Below are 18,919 nucleotides of genomic sequence, written 5' to 3'. Positions count from 1 at the left end.
GCTTGCCCGTGGTGAAGGTCGGCATCAACTTCGACATGGAAAGGCATACCCTGAAAGATTGGGTAATCACTAACTAAAATACACCCAAGGGAATTTCCAAAAACATCCTTCATCCTTCAGGATGTATGTTAAATATCTATCATACAACACATTAGAAACTGAACGGTAAAATTTCATCTTTCAGTTCCCTTTCATGGCAGAAAGCCGTCAAACGTTCTGCGCCAAACGATTTTTCAATCTAAGCCAAACGATTTTTCATTCTCCGCAGATTGGTTTTCCGTTCTCTTCCAAAGGAAATGAAACGTGGCTGAAGGATAGCTGAAACATCCTTCAGCCCATAACGCACAAACAATGAACCAATTAGCATGCATCCTGAAAGATGAAGGATGTTTTTGGGAAAACTCTTATGTAGGAAGAGAGAGATAAGCTGATAATAAAACAATTGCGAATGGCGGATTTTATTCGTAACTTTGTCCATACAAAATATCCAAAACATGCACATTACAACTCCCATACGTACCACAGAGACTATTGAGGCACTGACCCGGCTGTGGGAAGCATCAGTACGGCAAAGCCACCATTTCCTGACAGAAAAGGACATACAAGCATTAAAACCATACGCAAAGGCCGGTCTCGAATCCATAGAAAACCTCTTTGTTTCATACGAGCAAAATGAAGCCACAGGATTTATCGGCATAGAAAAAGACAAAATCGAAATGCTTTTCATCTCACCTGAATATTTCGGAAAAGGTATCGGGAAGCTACTGCTTACCATGGCTTGCGAGAAACTCGGCGTGCGATATGTGGACGTAAACGAACAAAACCACAAGGCAGAAGGTTTCTACCGCCATTTGGGGTTCCAAACTTTTGAACGCACGGAAACAGACGAGCAAGGTAACCCATTCCCTATCCTGAAAATGAAACGAGTACCCCTACCTCCCCCTACATATCAGATAGAAAGAGAAACGAAATAGGGCTTTAAAACCATCAAAACAAGCCATCCGCTTTTGTTTGTCATTTATTTCCTGTAACTTTGCAACTCTTTATCATTAATAATAGGATATATATGGATACGACACCCAACAAGTACATCACCGTCGCATACGAACTCTATACGGATTTCGACGGGAAAAAAGAATTAGTGGAAAAAGCTCCTATTGAGCACCCTTTCCAGTTTATTTCGGATATGGGCACAACTTTAGATGCTTTTGAAGCACAAATCAAACCGTTACAGAAAGGAGAGAAATTCAATTTCACACTGTCCGTAGAAGAAGCTTACGGTGAGTATGAACAGGAACGCGTACTGGAACTGAACAAAGATGTATTCAAAATAAACGGACATTTTGACAAAGAGCATATTTATCCGGGAAGCGTGGTACCCTTGATGAATGCAGACGGAGCACGTTTTAACGGAACAATCACAGACGTGAAAGAAGATACCGTAACCGTAGACCTGAATCATCCCTTAGCCGGAAAAGCATTGAACTTCATCGGTGAAGTCACTGAAAATCGCGATGCGACAAAAGACGAAATACAAGGCATGCTCAACATGCTGAGCGGCGAAGGAGGTTGCGAATGCGGATGCGACAGTTGTGGTGGAGGTTGCGGAGACGATTGCGGCTGTGACGGGCATCATCACGAAGAGAGTTGCGGATGCGGACATTGCCATTAAAAAACGGCATCTGTATATTTTATATCGGAAGGGTGAGACATGAGCAATACATTCGGTAACATATTCCGGCTGACGACTTTCGGGGAGAGCCACGGGCCTGGAATAGGCGGAATCATCGACGGATTTCCGGCCAGTATCGACATCGACCAGAACTTCATACAACGCGAACTGGACCGTCGTCGGCCGGGACAAAGCAGAATCACGACTCCCCGCAAAGAAGCGGACAAGGTGGAACTGCTGTCCGGAGTGTTCGAAGGCAAATCTACCGGGTGCCCTATCGGCTTCCTGGTACGCAACACCAACCAACATTCCAATGATTACGACAACATACGCAACCTGTACCGACCATCACATGCCGATTTCACCTACACTCAAAAATACGGCTTGCGTGACCATACGGGTGGAGGACGTTCTTCGGCACGTGAAACCATAGCACGTTGCGTGGGCGGTGCCTTGGCAAAACTGGCTCTCAAACAAATCGGAGTGGAAATCTATGCCTATACCTCACAAGTGGGTAACATAGCTTTGGAACACGATTATACGCATTACGACCCGGCACAAATCGAAACGAACGATGTACGTTGCCCGGATACGGAAAAAGCCGCTGCCATGGAAAGCCTCATTTCGGAAGTCAAAGCAAAAGGAGATACAATCGGAGGTATCATCACGGGAGTAATCCGCCATTGCCCCATAGGGTTGGGTGAACCGGCTTTCAGCAAACTCCATGCTGCATTGGGAGGTGCCATGTTGGGCATCAACGCCGTAAAAGGATTCGAATACGGACGAGGGTTTGCCGGAGTAAGCCAACGGGGAAGTGAACAAAATGATGTCTTCATAGCAAAAAATGGAACCATCGGAACACGCACCAACAATAGCGGAGGCATACAAGGCGGAATCAGCAACGGACAAGACATCTATTTCAGGGTGGCTTTCAAGCCAGTCGCTACCATCCTGATGGAACAGGAAACCGTAACACTGGACGGAACCCCGACGATCATAAAAGCTCGCGGACGGCACGATGCCTGCGTACTTCCTCGTGCGGTACCTGTGGTAGAAGCTATGGCGGCCATGACGATTCTGGATTATTACCTGCTCAACAAAACCACGCATTTATAATTGCAACGGAGAAAAATATCCGGATTCGTAGAAAAAAGCAGTTATTTCGCAGATTCTATTTGGATGCGGCCGAAGGAATAACTATCTTTGAAACGTAAAGGATATAAAGTTGTGAAACTTTAAGATAGCTTAGTTAAAAGTTTAGTTTAGTTTTTGTGTTGGTATCCCGCCTCGGTTTTGAGGCGGGATATTTTTTCCCACATGTTCCTTTTTCTACCTTTCTCTTTCAGCAGTTTGAAAAGGAGCCAACCTCACCAAATCCATTGTATTTTTATAAGGACAACTGCAAGGTTGTAATCTAAAAAACAAAACAACCATTTTCATACCTATTCGTAACTATTTTGCATAAATTTTATCCGAATCATCAGTTTTGAAAAATATCTTTTCTTTTTCTCAAGAAAAACCGGATTACGACCCATTGCATTTTGGCAATCAATTAGTACTTTTGCAAAACAAAACGTCACGATACAACAAAATAATATCGCATATAGATTATGAAACAAGAAAAACAAAATCCTTTTATCAAATATAACGGCATTAAAGATGCAAAGAAGCACATCCACAAGGCAAGTGGATTGTACGACGCCTCGAACGAACATGACGCATGCGGAGTAGGTATGATTGTGGACATACACGGCAACAAATCCCATGAATTAGTGGATTCTGCCCTTAAAGTGTTGGAAAACATGAAGCACAGGGGGGCGGAAGGCGCCGACAACAAGACGGGCGACGGGGCAGGCATCATGCTCCAAATCCCCCATGAATTCATCCTCCTGCAAGGCATCCCCGTCCCGGAAAAAGGAAAATACGGCACAGGGCTTGTCTTCCTGCCCAAGGACGGGCAGGAGCAATCCCACATGCTAAGCATCATGATTGAGGAGATAGAACGGGAAGGCTTGAACCTGATGCACTTGCGCAACGTGCCGGTCAATTCGTCTATCCTTGGAAAAGACGCATTGGGCACGGAACCAAGCATCAAGCAAGTATTCATCACCGGTTCCACTGATACGGAGAACTTGGAACGCACCCTATATATAATAAGGAAGAGGATTGAGAACCGCATACATCACAAAGATTTCTATATCGTATCCCTGTCGAGCAAGAATATCGTGTACAAAGGAATGCTGTCGTCCGTACAAGTGAGGGAATACTTCCCCGACCTGACCCAACCGTACTTCACCAGTGGGTTGGCCGTCGTGCATTCCCGATTCAGCACCAATACCTTCCCGACCTGGAGCCTGGCGCAGCCTTTCCGCCTGTTGGCGCATAACGGTGAAATCAACACCATACGGGGCAACCGAGCTTGGATGGAGGCACGGGAAAGCGTGCTCTCCACACCCACGCTTGGCAACGTGAAACAAATCAGGCCCATCATCCAACCCGGCATGAGCGACAGTGCCTCGTTGGACAACGTGTTGGAATTCTTCGTCATGTCCGGCCTGAGCCTGCCCCACGCCATGGCCATGTTGGTGCCGGAATCCTTCAACGACAAGAACCCTATCAGCGAAGACCTGAAGGCTTTCTATGAGTACCACTCCATCCTGATGGAACCGTGGGACGGCCCGGCCGCCCTGCTCTTCAGTGACGGACGCTATGCCGGAGGCATGCTCGACCGCAACGGCCTGCGCCCTGCCCGTTACCTGATAACGCGGAACGACATGATGGTCGTGGCCAGCGAGGCAGGCACCATCCACTTCGAGCCGGGGGACATCAAGGAAAAAGGACGGTTGCAACCGGGCAAAATACTCTTGGTGGACACCCAAGAGGGAAAAATATACTATGACGGGGAACTGAAAGTCCAGTTGGCTGCTGCCAAGCCCTATCAGCAATGGCTCTCCACGAACCGTATAGAACTGGACACGCTGCGAAGTGGGCGGAAAGTTGAAAACAATGTGGAGGACTACAGTCGCAAGCTGCGTAACTTCGGCTATACGCGCGAAGATATCGAACGCACACTCATCCCGATGGCAACGAACGGAGCGGAGCCGACCGCTTCCATGGGGAACGACACCCCCGTTGCCGTGCTCTCCGACAAGCCTCAACTGCTGTTCAACTATTTCCGCCAACAGTTTGCCCAAGTGACCAACCCTCCCATCGACCCGATCCGCGAGGAACTGGTCATGTCGCTGAGCGAGTACATCGGTGCCGTGGGTATGAACATCCTGTTGCCGAGCGAAGCACACTGCAAAATGGTACGCTTGCCTCATCCTGTATTGACCAACACCCAGTTGGATATCCTGTGCAACATACGTTACAAGGGGTTCAACACCGTGAAGCTCCCCATCCTGTTCGACGTGCACGGAGGGAAGGCTGCCTTGCAAGAAGCCTTGTCCACCTTATGCAAGCAAGCGGAAGCGTCCGTCGACGAAGGAGTGAACTACATTATCCTGTCCGACCGCGGAGTGGATGCCGGACACGCAGCCATCCCCTCGCTGTTGGCCGTAAGTGCCGTACACCACCATTTGATTTCCGTACAGAAACGCGTGCAGACCGCACTGATTATCGAAAGCGGTGAAATCCGTGAGGTCATGCACGCGGCCCTGCTGTTGGGTTACGGGGCAAGTGCCATCAATCCCTATATGGCTTTTGCCGTATTAGACGATTTGGTCAAGCGACACGAAATACAGATGAATTACGAAACAGCAGAGAAAAACTACATCAAGGCTATCTGCAAAGGATTGTACAAGGTGATGAGCAAGATGGGCATCAACACGATACGTTCTTACCGAGGTGCCAAAATATTCGAAGCTGTCGGACTCAGTGAGGAATTACTGAAAACCTATTTCGGCACGCCGGCCTCTACCATCGGTGGCATACGGTTGGAGGAAATCGCAAAAGACTATACCATTTTCCACGATGCCGGTTTCCGGCTCACAGAACCCGGGCACCTCTTGCCCCATACCGGACTGTTCTCTTTCCGCAAAGATGGCGAGCAACATGCCTGGAATCCTGAAACCATATCAGCCCTGCAAATCGCCACGCGCCTTGGCAGTTACAAGAAATTCAAGGAATTCACGAAGATGGTGGACGGGAAAAAACAGCCGATATTCCTGCGCGATTTCTTCGGGTTCAAACGTAACCCCGTCGACATCAACAAGGTAGAACCCGTGGAGGACATCGTCAAGCATTTCGTCACCGGTGCCATGTCGTTCGGTGCCATCAGCAAGGAAGCCCACGAAGCCCTGGCATTGGCCATGAACGAGCTTGGCACCCGAAGCAATACGGGAGAAGGCGGGGAAGACAACGCCCGTTTCCATGAGACATACGAAGGCATCCCTCTTTGCAGCAAGACCAAGCAGGTGGCATCCGGACGTTTCGGTGTCACGACCGAATACCTCGCCAATGCCGAAGAGATACAAATCAAAGTAGCACAAGGTGCCAAACCGGGGGAAGGTGGCCAACTTCCGGGTTTCAAAGTGGATGAGGTGATTGCCAAAACGCGCCACTCCATTCCGGGCATATCCCTGATTTCTCCCCCGCCCCACCACGACATCTACTCCATCGAAGATTTGGCACAACTGATTTTCGACCTGAAGAATGTCAACCCACAAGCTCGAATCAGCGTAAAACTGGTAGCCGAAAGTGGGGTCGGCACGATAGCCGCCGGAGTGGCCAAGGCCAAGGCCGACCTGATTGTCATCTCGGGCGCGGAAGGTGGAACGGGTGCTTCGCCTGCGTCATCCATGCGTTATGCGGGCATCTCTCCGGAAATCGGTCTTAGTGAGACCCAACAGACTTTGGTACTCAACGGACTGCGCGGACAAGTACGCCTGCAAACCGACGGACAACTCAAAACAGGGCGCGACATCATCGGCATGGCCCTCCTCGGGGCCGAAGAATTCGGCTTCGGCACGACCGTGCTTATCGTATTAGGATGCGTCATGATGCGCAAATGCCACACCAACGCCTGCCCAGTCGGGGTCGCCACCCAAGACCCGGTATTGCGCAGCCATTTCCGAGGACACTATAAATATGTGGTGAATTATTTCCGCTTTTTGGCCGAAGAAGTACGCGAATACTTGGCAGAAATGGGATTCACACGACTGGAAGACATCGTGGGGCGCACTGACCTCATCGAAATTAAGCCTGTGGAAAAAGAGACAAAAATTGGGCTGTTGGACTTCAGCCGCCTATTACACAAGGTGGAAAGCAATACGGCCATCCATCACGTATGCGAACAAAAGCATGAAATCAGCCACGTGAAAGACGTGGAAATCATAGCCTCAGCCACAGAAGCCCTCGAACATGGCAAGGAAGTATCCTTGGAATACGCCATCGCCAACACCGACCGCTCCGTAGGAGCCATGCTGTCAGGTGCCGTAGCCACACGGTATGGCAACGAAGGGCTTCCTGAACAAACCATCAACGTGAAATTCAAAGGTTCCGCCGGACAAAGCTTCGGGGCGTTCCTAGCCCACGGCATCTGCTTCAAACTGGAAGGCGAGGCAAACGATTACTTGGGCAAAGGGTTGAGCGGCGGACTGATTTCCGTCTGTCCTCCCGTGCGTTCCAACTTCGATGCGGAAAAGAACACTATTGCGGGCAACACGCTGCTATATGGTGCCACGAGCGGCGAGGTCTACATCAACGGCCGGGCCGGCGAACGTTTTGCCGTACGCAACTCCGGAGCCATCGCCGTCGTGGAAGGTGTGGGAGACCACTGCTGCGAATACATGACAGGGGGGCGCGTGGTCGTGTTAGGCGAAACCGGACGCAATTTCGCTGCCGGCATGAGCGGGGGCGTGGCATACGTTTGGGACAAAAGCCATACGTTCGACTACTTCTGCAACATGGAAATGGTGGAACTTTCGCTTTTGGAAAACTCCACCTCACGCAAAGAGCTGCATGAACTTGTCCGCCAACACTACCTCTACACCGGTTCGAGCCTGGCCCGCACCATGCTGGACGACTGGAATCACTACGTAGACGAGTTCATACAAGTCACACCCATCGAATACAAGCGCGTACTGGCAGAAGAGCAAATGCGCAAACTGCAACAAAAAATAGCAGACGTACAACGGGATTACTAACAGAATCGACAAACGACAAAAAATAAAGAAAAAAATGGGAAACCCTAAAGCATTCCTCACCATATCGCGGCAGGAAGCCGGCTACCGCCCGGTGCACGACCGCATCAACGACTTCGGAGAAGTGGAACAGACCCTGAACACCAGTGACCGCAAACTGCAAGCCTCACGCTGCATGGATTGCGGAGTGCCTTTCTGCCACTGGGCATGCCCCTTAGGTAACCGTCCGCCCGAGTTCCAAGATGCGCTTTACAAAGGCAAATGGGAAGAAGCATACGAAATCCTGTCCCAAACCAACGATTTTCCGGAATTCACCGGGCGCATCTGCCCTGCGCTCTGCGAGAAAAGCTGCGTGCTGAAACTGGCCATCGATGCCCCGGTCACCATCCGTGAGGATGAGGCGGCCATCATCGAAGCAGCTTTCCGCGAAGGTTATGTCAAACCGAAGACCTACCCACGAAACGGGAAGAAAGTGGCCGTCGTAGGTTCCGGCCCGGCAGGCATGGCTGCCGCCAACCAACTGAACCGCATAGGGTATGAAGTAACGGTATTTGAAAAGGATGAAAGCGTGGGCGGATTACTACGCTTCGGGATTCCGAACTTTAAACTCAACAAGGCCATCATAGACAGGAGAATAGAAATCATGAAAGCTGAAGGCGTCATCTTCAAGACAAACTCACCCGTAGACATGGAACACCTGCCCGAGGGTTTCGACGCTTACTGTATTTGCACGGGAACGCCACAGGCACGCGACCTTGACATCCCGGGACGCAACCTCAAAGGCATACACTTCGCATTGGAAATGCTGGCCCAACAAAACCGGATTTTGGCCGGACAGACCTTCGGCAAGGAAGAACGCATAAACGCCAAAGGCAAACATGTGGTCGTCATCGGTGGCGGAGATACGGGAAGCGACTGCATCGGTACAAGCAACCGACAGGGTGCGGCCAATGTCACCCAAATCGAAATCATGCCGAAACCTCCGGTAGGCCATAACCCTGCCACACCATGGCCGCAATGGCCCGTAATCTTAAAGACCAGTTCCAGCCACGAAGAAGGATGCACACGCCGGTGGTGCCTGACCTCCAACCGTTTCATCGGCACGAAAGACGGCCGGGTTTGCGGTGTGGAAGTGGAAGAAGTGGAGTGGGTTCCCAATCCGGACGGAGGCCGTCCCGTCATGCGCCCTACTGGGAAAAAGGAAACTCTCAAGGCTGACCTCGTGCTGTTGGCCATGGGATTCCTCAAGCCCCAACAGCCGGCATTCGCAAGCAATGTTTTCGTGGCCGGAGACGCGGCCACCGGTGCTAGCCTCGTAGTCCGCTGCATCGCAGGAGGACGCAAAGCGGCCCAAGACATCAACGCTTACTTAACAAAAGCTTTAACGCCATGTGTGGAATAACAGCCCTTTTCAACCTCAAACAACAAACGCCTGAATTACGAAAAAAGGCTTTGTCCATGTCTAAGAAAATCCGGCACCGCGGGCCGGATTGGAGTGGCATTTATTGTGGCAAGACAGCCATCTTATGCCACGAACGCCTTTCCATCGTTGATCCGCAAAGCGGCGGGCAGCCTCTTTTCTCGCCCGACCGTAAACAAATACTGGCCGTCAACGGGGAAATCTACAACCACCGCCAAATCCGTGAACAGTATACCGGACGATACGACTTCCAAACGGGCAGCGACTGCGAGGTCATCCTCGCGCTCTACCGGGACAAAGGCATCCATTTCTTAGAAGACCTGAATGGAATTTTTGCCTTCGCCCTTTATGACGAAGAACAGGACGACTTCCTGATAGCCCGCGACCCCATCGGAGTCATACCTTTATATATAGGACATGACAAGGACGGCATCCTATATCTGGCCAGCGAACTGAAAGCACTTGAAGGTTTCTGCGACGAATACGAGCCGTTCTTGCCGGGACATTATTACTGTGGCAAGGAAGGGAAGATGACGCGTTGGTACACCCGTGATTGGATGGACTACTCGAACGTGAAGGACAATTATACCCATGACGCCTGTAACGCTACTAAAGTCACGGACTGTGGAAACAGCTATCCCATACAAGTAGAAGCCGTACGTGATGCCTTGGAAGCTGCCGTACGCCGCCAACTGATGAGCGACGTTCCCTATGGCGTGCTGCTCTCCGGCGGATTGGACAGTTCCGTCATTTCGGCCATAGTGCGGAAGTTTGCGGCACGCCGCATCGAGACCGACGGGCAATCCACGGCGTGGTGGCCGCAACTCCACAGCTTCGCCGTGGGACTGAAAGGCGCCCCGGACTTGGCCAAGGCCAAGGAAGTTGCCAACTACATCGGTACCGTACACCACGAAATCAACTATACCATCCAAGAGGGATTGGATGCCGTGCGTGATGTCATCTACTACATCGAGACCTACGACGTGACCACCGTGCGCGCCTCCACCCCGATGTACCTGCTTGCCCGCGTCATCAAGAGCATGGGCATCAAGATGGTATTGAGCGGTGAAGGCGCAGATGAAGTGTTCGGCGGTTACCTCTATTTCCACAAAGCACCGGATGCCCAGGCCTTTCACGAAGAAACGGTGCGCAAGCTCTCCAAACTGTACCTTTACGACTGCCTGCGAGCCAACAAATCCCTCTCAGCATGGGGCGTGGAAGGGCGCGTTCCTTTCCTCGACAAGGAATTTCTCGACGTGGCCATGCGCCTCAACCCGGCAGTCAAAATGTGCCCGGGCAAGACGATTGAAAAGAAAATCGTACGCGATGCTTTCGCCAATCTCTTACCCGAAAGCGTGGTCTGGCGGCAGAAAGAACAATTCAGCGACGGCGTGGGATACAGTTGGATTGACACATTGAAGGATATCACATCACAGGCCGTCAGCGACGAACAGATGGCACATGCCTCGGAACGGTTTCCCATCAACCCGCCCATGAACAAAGAAGAATACTATTACCGTAGCATCTTCGAAGAATATTTCCCGAGCGACAGCGCAGCCCGAAGCGTACCGAGCGTACCGAGTGTGGCCTGCTCCACAGCCGAAGCCTTGGCTTGGGACACCTCGTTCAAAGGACAAAACGAACCGAGCGGGCGAGCCGTAAACGGAATACATGAAGATGCATACAGGAAAACGAAAATATGAAAATAGAATTTACCAAAATGCAGGGGGCTGGCAATGACTACATCTACGTCAATACCCTGAAGTACCCCGTCTCGCATCCCGAGGCATTGGCAAAGGAATGGAGCAAACCACATACCGGCATCGGAAGCGACGGGCTTGTCCTGATAGGGCCTTCCGAAACAGGCGATTTCAGCATGCGCATCTTCAACGCAGACGGTTCAGAAGCCATGATGTGCGGCAATGCCAGCCGCTGCGTCGGCAAGTACGTGTATGAATACGGACTTACCGATAAAAAAGAAATCGCCTTGGAAACCCTCTCCGGAATAAAAACCTTATATTTACATTTACAAGGCGAGAATGTGGATTCGGTAACCGTAGACATGGGGGCTCCGTGCGACATTCGTACCGTGGATTTAGGAAACGGCTATCTTTTCCGTGAAGGTACAGCCGTAAACATGGGCAACCCGCATCTGGTGATTTTCACCCATGACGTTTCTGCTATTGACTTGCTTTCCGAAGGTCCGGCCATGGAACATCACCCGCTATTCCCGAACCGCGTCAACGTGGAATTCGCCCAGGTCTTACCCGACGGGAATGTCCGGATGCGTGTATGGGAACGAGGCTCAGGTATTACACAGGCCTGTGGAACAGGAGCGTGCGCTACGGCCGTAGCCGCAGCTTTCACCGGACGTGGCAAAGGCAAGACCGACATCATCATGGATGGAGGCACACTCACCATCGAATACGAACCGCAAAACGACCGGATTCTGATGACCGGTCCTGCCACAAAAGTATTCGACGGAACAATAAATATGGATAGATAAAAACAACATAGCATTATGGCATTAGTAAACGAACATTACCTCAAACTGCCGGGAAACTATTTATTCTCGGACATCGCCAAGAAAATAAACACGTTCAAAGTGACCCACCCGGGCAAAAGGCTCATCCGCCTGGGTATAGGGGATGTGACCCGTCCGCTGCCACAGGCATGTATCACGGCCATGCATAAGGCCGTGGACGAAATGTCCACGGCTGAAACATTCCATGGATACGGACCAGAGCAAGGCTATGATTTCCTGATTGAAGCCATCCTCAAAAATGATTTCGCTTCTCGCGGCATCAGCCTGAGCCCTACTGAAATCTTCATCAACGACGGTGCCAAAAGCGACACCGGCAACATCGGTGAGGTCCTGCGTTGGGACAACAGTATGGGCGTGACCGACCCCATCTATCCGGTCTACATAGACAGCAATGTCATGTGCGGACGATCGGGCGAATTGGGAGAAGACGGGAAGTGGAGCAATGTCACCTACCTGCCCTGCACGGCAGAAAACCATTTCATCCCGCAAATTCCCGACCGGCGCATAGACATCATCTACCTATGTTATCCCAACAACCCGACCGGCACAACCCTAACTAAGACGGAACTGAAAAAATGGGTGGATTACGCCTTAGCCAATGACACCTTGATTTTCTTCGATGCCGCATACGAAGCCTACATCCGTGAAGACGATGTTCCCCACTCCATCTACGAAATCAAAGGTGCGAAACGTTGTGCCATCGAGTTCCGTAGCTTTTCCAAAACGGCAGGGTTCACAGGTGTGCGCTGCGGTTATACGGTAGTACCCAAAGAACTGACAGCCGCCACCTTGGAGGGCGAACGTGTCCCCGTCAACAAACTCTGGAATCGCCGCCAATGCACCAAGTTCAACGGCACGAGTTACATCACCCAACGCGGAGCGGAAGCCATCTATACGGCAGAAGGCAAGGCGCAAGTGAAAGCCACCATCGACTATTATATGGAAAACGCACACATCATGCGCGAAGGCCTGCAATCTGCCGGATTCAAGGTCTATGGCGGAGTCAACGCGCCCTACATTTGGCTGAAAACACCCGATAACACGGGTTCCTGGCGTTTTTTCGAGCAACTGCTATACGAAGTAAACGTAGTCGGCACACCGGGCGTAGGCTTCGGCCCCAACGGCGAAGGCTACCTCCGCCTCACGGCTTTCGGCGAGCGCGAAGACTGCATCGAAGCCATGCGGCGCATCAGGATGTGGATATAAACAGAGGCGTTTATACTCCAACAGCTACATAAATTAAGTTAAAAGGATTCCACTCTTTTGTTCAAAAGACAAAAGAGTGCGTATCTTTGTACTATTAATGAAGCATTTTCAAAAAATCATACTGTCATTCCTATTTGCAGCCATTACATTTCTAATTTCTGCCAATACGAACGCTTTCCGTGAACAACACTCGGAAAGTAAAAAAGTATATGCCGAAAATGTACACAAACAGCAAGAGTTACACACGGTAAAGCCACAAGTCTTATTCGATGGGGAAATTTCACCGGAAATCGTATGGGCACGGGTATTGACAGCCCAACCTACACGTTCTCTGCAAAATTTCCATTTACAGACTTTGCAATACCTGCCATTCCGCACCCAAAAACGATTATCTGCACTATGCGGAATGAGCACCAATGGCAAACAATTCGAAACGGCAGCCCCATTCTACTGCCAACCTTCATGCGAATACTATGTATTCGCTTTATGCCGCCTACTCATTTAGCGAGATTTCCTTATCCGATTTATAGACAGACTGGCAAAGGTTCATTTTGCCGGAATAATAGTGTATTATCTCATTATGTTTTATTTTATAATTAAAAAGATATGGAAAATCAAGCTATAGCCCAACATCCTAACGAACAGGATATCCAAAAAAGATTCAACTCACGTAACGCAGTCTCATCCGGCATACTTATAACAATAGGCGTTTTCATGGTATCGCTTACCCTTACGATGCACACTACAGACAGCAATATCCTTTCGCTCGTTTTCATGGCGTGTGGAGGAAGTATGGCCATTTATGGCATGATACGGATTTTGAGCCATGCCTCCAGAACCGTATATGCTCCTACCGGCAGTACAATTAAAGAATACCATCTATACTATTCTCCGGAACATTTTGATACATTGCAACATGTCATTGAAGCTAATGGGGTTCCCGAATGCATTCCTGTAGCTCCGGTGGACAATACTACAGTCAGACTGGATATCCTCATGTCGGAAGATAAGAAGTTTGCCCGGTTACAGTTATTGAAATACGAAAACTATATTTTCCATCCGGCCACGGAAGTTTATTATTATCCCGAAGCTGAAGCCAGACGCATCCATGCCTTAATGAAAAATAGCAAGTAAATATTCCACACACTTCTTTTAGCACCCTCCACGCGGATTTGTCTTTCATAGAGACATCTTTTGTGGAGGGTTCTTTTGCATGGCCAAAAATTATCCATATATTTGCCACAAGCGTTTCTGCAATTCTACATTACAAGATAAAAAAGCGGGTAATGAAATACCGTTGACATCCCGAATGAATGCAGCGGACACTTGTTTGACATTGTACACTGTAACGGTGCGACACATCTCTACACCAACGGCCAACTCATTGCAGATAAATTCCACGATGTCCACTCGCTATTCTACGGCCCATGGTGACTGCCACCAACTGAAGTACGCATACCCATTACAATTCACCACGGTTTTATTTCATTAAAAACATAGTCTATCGTGACACTATCAGGAACCTTGTCTATGACGGAAGCCATATAAGCAGTAGTTTTCTCACCAATCAAAGACGGATAGAACTCGTGTGTGACCTCATAACGGTACACGGTTGGCGACAAGGGAACAAGTTCCACTTTAAAACCTTTCACCCCCACACCACTTTCTACAGTGTATTTCCAAAGTATCACAGAATAACGGCTGTAATCCACCGTATAAAAGAATGTATAGTCCCAAGCTTCAGGCCACGTCACATACTTTAAGAAATCCGGTATCATACGTATCAAAGCAAATTCCTTGTCTTCCATATCAAGTTCGGGAGTCGACAAACCACTCTTTAAAACATTCGTAGTGTATATCAATCCCAAACCACGTTCGCTCCTCACCGAAAGCGACACACCGCACGATGCCGGAAGTTTGGCATATTTCCCACAAATCAAACGGACGGAAGAAGTATCGGCAGGGGAATAAAAGTAGTCAAATAAGTATTCGAAGCACCCACCAACTTCCACCAACGTGTCACGTTTCACATAATATGAAGTTCCGCGCTCCCCAACAAATAAGTATACCGTTCGAAATCCAAATCCTCAGGCACTGGCAACGTGTCCGGTAACCACACAGACAAATCGTCACGGCTGTCAAGGCGTATCACTCGATTCCGTTCCAATAAAGGTAATAAAGAAGCGAAGAAAGAAGAATCTGTAGCTGACAACATTTCCTTCACTATCTCAATCTTATTTATGTCCTCACTATCAGGACACATTGTTTCCTTATCCTCGTCTTCTGTATCACTGCAAGCAATCCAACACACCACAGACGCGAGAAACATAATTTTTCTCATAATACTGTATTATTTAATTAACAATCAACTTATACGCAAGGTTGTGGCATTCCCCTTCCTCACAGCAGTTCCTCCTAACCACAAGTATTGATGGCACAACCCCTTCCAATCCGCCCTGTCTCCAAGCAGGGCGAATCGGAAGAAGAACCGTCACATGGCAAAGGCATTGAAGCCCCCATCCACCACGGCCACCGTCCCGGTAACGAAGGCCGAGGCATCGCTGATGAGATAGTGTATCGTGCCGCAAAGCTCTTCGGGACGGCCGAAACGTTTGAACGGTGTCTGGCGGATGACATCCTCGCCGCGCGGTGTCAGGCTACCGTCGGGGTTGGTAAGCAGCGCACGGTTCTGGTTCGTCAGGAAGAAGCCCGGCGCGATGGCGTTCACACGGATGCCGGAAGTGAATTTCGTGGCTACTTCATTGGCCAAGAAGGCCGTGAAGTTGGAAATGCCCGCTTTGGCTGCCGCATAACCGCACACGCGGGTCATGGGACGGAAAGCCGCCATGGAACTGAAATTGACAATCGCGCCCTTTCCTGCCTCCACCATCGGGCGGAGGAATATCTGCGTGGGGATGACCGTTCCCGTAAGGTTTACATTCAACACCCGTTCGAACTCTTCCACCTTGAGGTCGAAGAATGTCCCGGTCGGCGCAATGGTGGCACCCGGCATGTTGCCGCCCGCCGCATTGAGCAAGGCATCCACCTTGCCGTAGGCCGACAACACGTCTTGCAGGTTCTGCTCCACTACGACCGGATTCATCACATCCGTTTTCAGAAACATCACCTCGCCGCCTTTTCCGCAAATATCATCCGCTATCTGTTTGCCGGTCTCTTCATTACGCCCCATCAGTACCACCTTGGCACCTTGCAGGGCAAGGTACTCCCCGATTTCCCGGCCTAGCACACCCGTACCGCCGGTAACGACCACCACTTGTCCTTGAATATCAAATAAATTCTTCATGTCCGTTTATTTTTAACCTTTATCCATTTTCAAATTTTTCCTTCCGCTATCTCACGGTTCACTACTGCCATAACCCCTTCCATCTGCCCAAGGGCCAACATGCGCCCGTGGAAAGAGTAACCGGCATTGTACCCCATCTTCTCGTCGCCCAACATCAGAGGAGCATGGTCTACCCTCATCGGCAAGGAAGGATTCTCCTTTTGGAACGTGCGTACCAAATCAATGATGCCCGCACGTCCGGCCAGATGGGAAGCTTCCTTGAAATTGCCGCCGGGCAGCACGTCCGTGCTGCGCAGATGCACGAATTTCGTGCGAGAAGCATACTTGCGTGCCAGTTCCGGCACATTATTGTGCGCTCCGGCACTCAACGAACCGGCACAGAACGTCAACCCGTTGTGCGGGTTGTCCACAGCGTTCAGGAACCAAGTGATGTCCTCGTCGCACGTCACGATGCGTGGCAACCCCAGTATCTGCAAGGGAGGATCGTCGGGATGCACGCACATGTCCACCCCGTATTGCTCGCATACCGGCATGACAGCGGAGAGGAAATAACGCATGTTCTCGCGCAAGGCATCACGGTCTATACCTTTATACAGGCCGAGCAGCTCGCGGAAGATTTCCACCGGCTTCTCATCGTCTTCCTTGATATTGCCGTTCACGAACCCCTGCGTCTTGATGATGATGTTTTCCACCAGTTTATGGTCATCCTCCGGTGTCATCACAGCTTTCTTCCGTTCCACCTGTTCCATGATGTCTGCCCCGTAATCGGTTTCCGCCCCTTCTCGCTTCAGGATGCAACAATCGAAATAGGCGAAATCCGCACGGTCGAAATAAAGCGACGACGTGCCGTCCGCATTCGGATGTTCCAAGTCGGTACGCGCCCAGTCGAGCACGGGCATGAAGTTGTAGCACACCGTCTTGATACCGGCCTTGCCCAGATTGGCCAAGCTCACGATATAGTTCTCTATCAGGCGGTCACGGTCAAGACCGCCATACTTAATGCTTTCACTCACCGGAAGGCTTTCCACCACCGACCAACGCAGACCGGCCGCTACGACATAGTCCCGCATTTCCGCCACTGCCTCGTAAGGCCAGATTTCCCCGTTCGGGATGTCATGCAAAGCCGTCACGATGCCTTCCACGCCAATCTGGCGCAACATGGACAACGTGATTTTGTCTTTCTTCCCGAACCATCTCCAAGTTTTTTCCATATCTTCTTTTCTTTAGAACCTAAAATAGTTTTTGGCATTGTAATAGCAGATGTCTTCCACCATCTGCCGGATGCGCGGCATTTCGCCTACGGGCATCTCGCCCTTCTCCACGTCACGCCCCAAAAGGTTACAGAGCGTACGGCGGAAGTATTCATGGCGCGGGTAGGAAAGGAACGACCGCGAGTCGGTCAGCATCCCTACAAAACGGCTCAACAGGCCGAGCACGGAAAGGGCGTTCATCTGCCGCTCCATCCCGTCCTTCTGGTCGTTGAACCACCATCCCGAACCGAACTGTATCTTGCCCGGCACGCTCCCGTCCTGGAAATTACCAATCATCGTGGCCACCATCTCGTTGGCCGCCGGGTTCAGGTTGTAGAGGATGGTTTGGGGGAGGATGCCACGGCTGTCCAAGCGGTCAAGGAACCGTGCCATGGAGAGGGCGGTGTTGAACTCGCCGATGGAATCGAAACCCGTATCCGGCCCCACGAGACGCATCATCCGACTGTTGGCATTGCGTATCGTCCCGTAATGGAATTGTTGTGTCCATCCCTTTTCGGCATCCATCCGGGCAAACTCCACCAACATGGCCGACTTGAAACGGGCACATTCCGCACCGTCCAAAGGCGTACCGCCATATACCTTGTCAAACAACCGCTTAATGTCGTTTTCCACATAATCTTCTGCATAGAATTCCGACAGCCCGTGGTCTGAAAGACGGCAGCCTTGTGCGGCAAAGAAGTCATGACGTGCTTCCAATGCTCCGACAAAATCGGCATAACAGGAAATGGACTGCCCGGAAACTTGCTCCAACCGCCCCACATAGTCGCGGAATGACGAGGGACTCTCCACGGCCATCGCTTTGTCCGGTCGCCACGTCGGGAGCATCCGGATCTCAAAACCGCTCGCTTTCGCGGCGATATGGTATTCCAAACTGTCCACCGGGTCATCGGTGGTGCATACTGTTTCCACATGGTAATGCCGCATCAGCCCACGTGCGGAAAACCCAGGTTGTGCCAGTTTCTCGTTGCATTCTTCGTAAATCTCGCGAGCCGTTGAGGGGTTCAACAATTTGTCGATGCCGAAAGCCGTGCGCAGTTCCAGATGCGTCCAGTGGTACAACGGGTTGCGCAAGGTATAGGGTACTGTCTCCGCCCATTTTTCAAACTTTTCCCAATCGGAAGCATCGCCCGTAATGTAACGTTCGTCCACCCCGTTAGTGCGCATGGCACGCCACTTGTAATGGTCGCCCCCCAACCACAATTCCGTAATGGAACGGAAGCGGTAGTCCTCCGCCACCATCCGTGGGTCGAGATGGCAATGGTAATCAATGACAGGCAAGCGTTCGGCATGCCCGTGATAAAGCTCCCGCGCGGTATCCGTCCCGAGCAGGAAATCCTTGTCCATAAATGGTTTCATGT

15 protein-coding genes are annotated in these 18,919 nt (G+C 50.7%); 10 read left to right on the top strand and 5 right to left on the bottom strand.

From position 1 onward, the window contains the following. The first annotated feature begins 494 nt into the window (after positions 1 to 494). From AC5RDV_RS09800 to AC5RDV_RS09755, 10 genes are all read left to right on the top strand, one after another. Positions 495 to 974 (top strand): GNAT family N-acetyltransferase, encoded by a 480-nt coding sequence (locus AC5RDV_RS09800; RefSeq protein ID WP_008628430.1) that lies wholly within the window; start codon positions 495 to 497, stop codon positions 972 to 974. A 92-nt stretch (positions 975 to 1,066) separates the two neighbouring features. Beyond that, entirely contained in the window at positions 1,067 to 1,672 is a 606-nt protein-coding gene (locus AC5RDV_RS09795) for an FKBP-type peptidyl-prolyl cis-trans isomerase (RefSeq protein WP_008628432.1), read from the top strand. Between the two features lie 39 nt (positions 1,673 to 1,711). Then, a complete protein-coding gene (aroC, locus tag AC5RDV_RS09790; RefSeq protein ID WP_008628434.1) occupies positions 1,712 to 2,788 on the top strand; it encodes a chorismate synthase in 1,077 nt (358 codons plus the stop codon). 494 nt (positions 2,789 to 3,282) lie between these two features. Then, positions 3,283 to 7,818 carry a glutamate synthase large subunit gene (gene gltB, locus AC5RDV_RS09785; RefSeq protein ID WP_282748430.1) on the top strand — a complete coding sequence of 1,512 codons (4,536 nt, stop codon included), beginning with the start codon at positions 3,283 to 3,285 and terminating at the stop codon, positions 7,816 to 7,818. Positions 7,819 to 7,852: 34 nt separating this feature from the next. After that, positions 7,853 to 9,217: a glutamate synthase subunit beta gene (locus AC5RDV_RS09780; protein WP_008628439.1), complete on the top strand. Its 1,365-nt coding sequence runs from the start codon at positions 7,853 to 7,855 to the stop codon at positions 9,215 to 9,217. Beyond that, the gene (gene asnB, locus AC5RDV_RS09775; RefSeq protein WP_008628446.1) at positions 9,205 to 10,938 is read left to right on the top strand and encodes an asparagine synthase B; all 1,734 of its coding nucleotides are present in this window, start codon (positions 9,205 to 9,207) and stop codon (positions 10,936 to 10,938) included. Before AC5RDV_RS09780 ends, asnB begins: the two co-directional genes overlap by 13 nt. Further along, positions 10,935 to 11,741 carry a diaminopimelate epimerase gene (gene dapF / locus AC5RDV_RS09770; protein ID WP_008628448.1) on the top strand — a complete coding sequence of 269 codons (807 nt, stop codon included), beginning with the start codon at positions 10,935 to 10,937 and terminating at the stop codon, positions 11,739 to 11,741. The genes asnB and dapF overlap by 4 nt, the downstream gene beginning before the upstream one ends. 15 nt (positions 11,742 to 11,756) lie before the next feature. Beyond that, the gene (locus AC5RDV_RS09765) at positions 11,757 to 12,986 is read left to right on the top strand and encodes an LL-diaminopimelate aminotransferase (protein ID WP_008628450.1); all 1,230 of its coding nucleotides are present in this window, start codon (positions 11,757 to 11,759) and stop codon (positions 12,984 to 12,986) included. Between the two features lie 97 nt (positions 12,987 to 13,083). Continuing rightward, on the top strand, positions 13,084 to 13,491 hold the full coding sequence (locus AC5RDV_RS09760) for a DUF8440 family protein (RefSeq protein ID WP_008628452.1): 408 nt from the start codon (positions 13,084 to 13,086) through the stop codon (positions 13,489 to 13,491). 101 nt (positions 13,492 to 13,592) lie between these two features. Then, positions 13,593 to 14,120: a hypothetical protein gene (locus tag AC5RDV_RS09755; protein ID WP_008628454.1), complete on the top strand. Its 528-nt coding sequence runs from the start codon at positions 13,593 to 13,595 to the stop codon at positions 14,118 to 14,120. A gap of 335 nt (positions 14,121 to 14,455) precedes the next feature. On the opposite strand, the gene AC5RDV_RS09750 is transcribed toward AC5RDV_RS09755, so the two are convergent. The 5 genes from AC5RDV_RS09750 to uxaC form a co-directional block, all read right to left on the bottom strand. Further along, positions 14,456 to 15,016, bottom strand: a complete 561-nt coding sequence (locus AC5RDV_RS09750) for a hypothetical protein (protein WP_008628456.1) — start codon at positions 15,014 to 15,016, stop codon at positions 14,456 to 14,458. Beyond that, entirely contained in the window at positions 15,013 to 15,327 is a 315-nt protein-coding gene (locus AC5RDV_RS09745; RefSeq protein ID WP_008628457.1) for a hypothetical protein, read from the bottom strand. The genes AC5RDV_RS09750 and AC5RDV_RS09745 overlap by 4 nt, the downstream gene beginning before the upstream one ends. Before the next feature lie 150 nt (positions 15,328 to 15,477). Beyond that, a complete protein-coding gene (locus AC5RDV_RS09740) occupies positions 15,478 to 16,290 on the bottom strand; it encodes an SDR family oxidoreductase (RefSeq protein ID WP_008628459.1) in 813 nt (270 codons plus the stop codon). A gap of 29 nt (positions 16,291 to 16,319) precedes the next feature. Then, the gene (gene uxuA / locus AC5RDV_RS09735) at positions 16,320 to 17,501 is read right to left on the bottom strand and encodes a mannonate dehydratase (RefSeq protein ID WP_008628461.1); all 1,182 of its coding nucleotides are present in this window, start codon (positions 17,499 to 17,501) and stop codon (positions 16,320 to 16,322) included. A gap of 12 nt (positions 17,502 to 17,513) precedes the next feature. Continuing rightward, on the bottom strand, positions 17,514 to 18,917 hold the full coding sequence (gene uxaC / locus AC5RDV_RS09730) for a glucuronate isomerase (RefSeq protein ID WP_008628463.1): 1,404 nt from the start codon (positions 18,915 to 18,917) through the stop codon (positions 17,514 to 17,516). Between the last annotated feature and the right edge of the window lie 2 nt (positions 18,918 to 18,919).

Source organism: Paraprevotella sp. (assembly GCF_986071375.1).
The sequence above is the reverse complement of the archived record's forward strand: the minus strand, read 5'-3'. Positions and strand labels throughout refer to the sequence as shown.

Coding starts and splice junctions, on each gene's coding strand:
- AC5RDV_RS09760 (WP_008628452.1), top strand. CDS start 13,084: ATGAAGCATTTTCAAAAAATCATACTGTCATTCCTATTTGCAGCCATT.
- asnB (WP_008628446.1), top strand. CDS start 9,205: ATGTGTGGAATAACAGCCCTTTTCAACCTCAAACAACAAACGCCTGAA.
- AC5RDV_RS09795 (WP_008628432.1), top strand. CDS start 1,067: ATGGATACGACACCCAACAAGTACATCACCGTCGCATACGAACTCTAT.
- AC5RDV_RS09740 (WP_008628459.1), bottom strand. CDS start 16,290: ATGAAGAATTTATTTGATATTCAAGGACAAGTGGTGGTCGTTACCGGC.
- AC5RDV_RS09780 (WP_008628439.1), top strand. CDS start 7,853: ATGGGAAACCCTAAAGCATTCCTCACCATATCGCGGCAGGAAGCCGGC.
- uxuA (WP_008628461.1), bottom strand. CDS start 17,501: ATGGAAAAAACTTGGAGATGGTTCGGGAAGAAAGACAAAATCACGTTG.
- gltB (WP_282748430.1), top strand. CDS start 3,283: ATGAAACAAGAAAAACAAAATCCTTTTATCAAATATAACGGCATTAAA.
- uxaC (WP_008628463.1), bottom strand. CDS start 18,917: ATGAAACCATTTATGGACAAGGATTTCCTGCTCGGGACGGATACCGCG.
- dapF (WP_008628448.1), top strand. CDS start 10,935: ATGAAAATAGAATTTACCAAAATGCAGGGGGCTGGCAATGACTACATC.
- AC5RDV_RS09745 (WP_008628457.1), bottom strand. CDS start 15,327: ATGAGAAAAATTATGTTTCTCGCGTCTGTGGTGTGTTGGATTGCTTGC.
- aroC (WP_008628434.1), top strand. CDS start 1,712: ATGAGCAATACATTCGGTAACATATTCCGGCTGACGACTTTCGGGGAG.
- AC5RDV_RS09765 (WP_008628450.1), top strand. CDS start 11,757: ATGGCATTAGTAAACGAACATTACCTCAAACTGCCGGGAAACTATTTA.
- AC5RDV_RS09755 (WP_008628454.1), top strand. CDS start 13,593: ATGGAAAATCAAGCTATAGCCCAACATCCTAACGAACAGGATATCCAA.
- AC5RDV_RS09800 (WP_008628430.1), top strand. CDS start 495: ATGCACATTACAACTCCCATACGTACCACAGAGACTATTGAGGCACTG.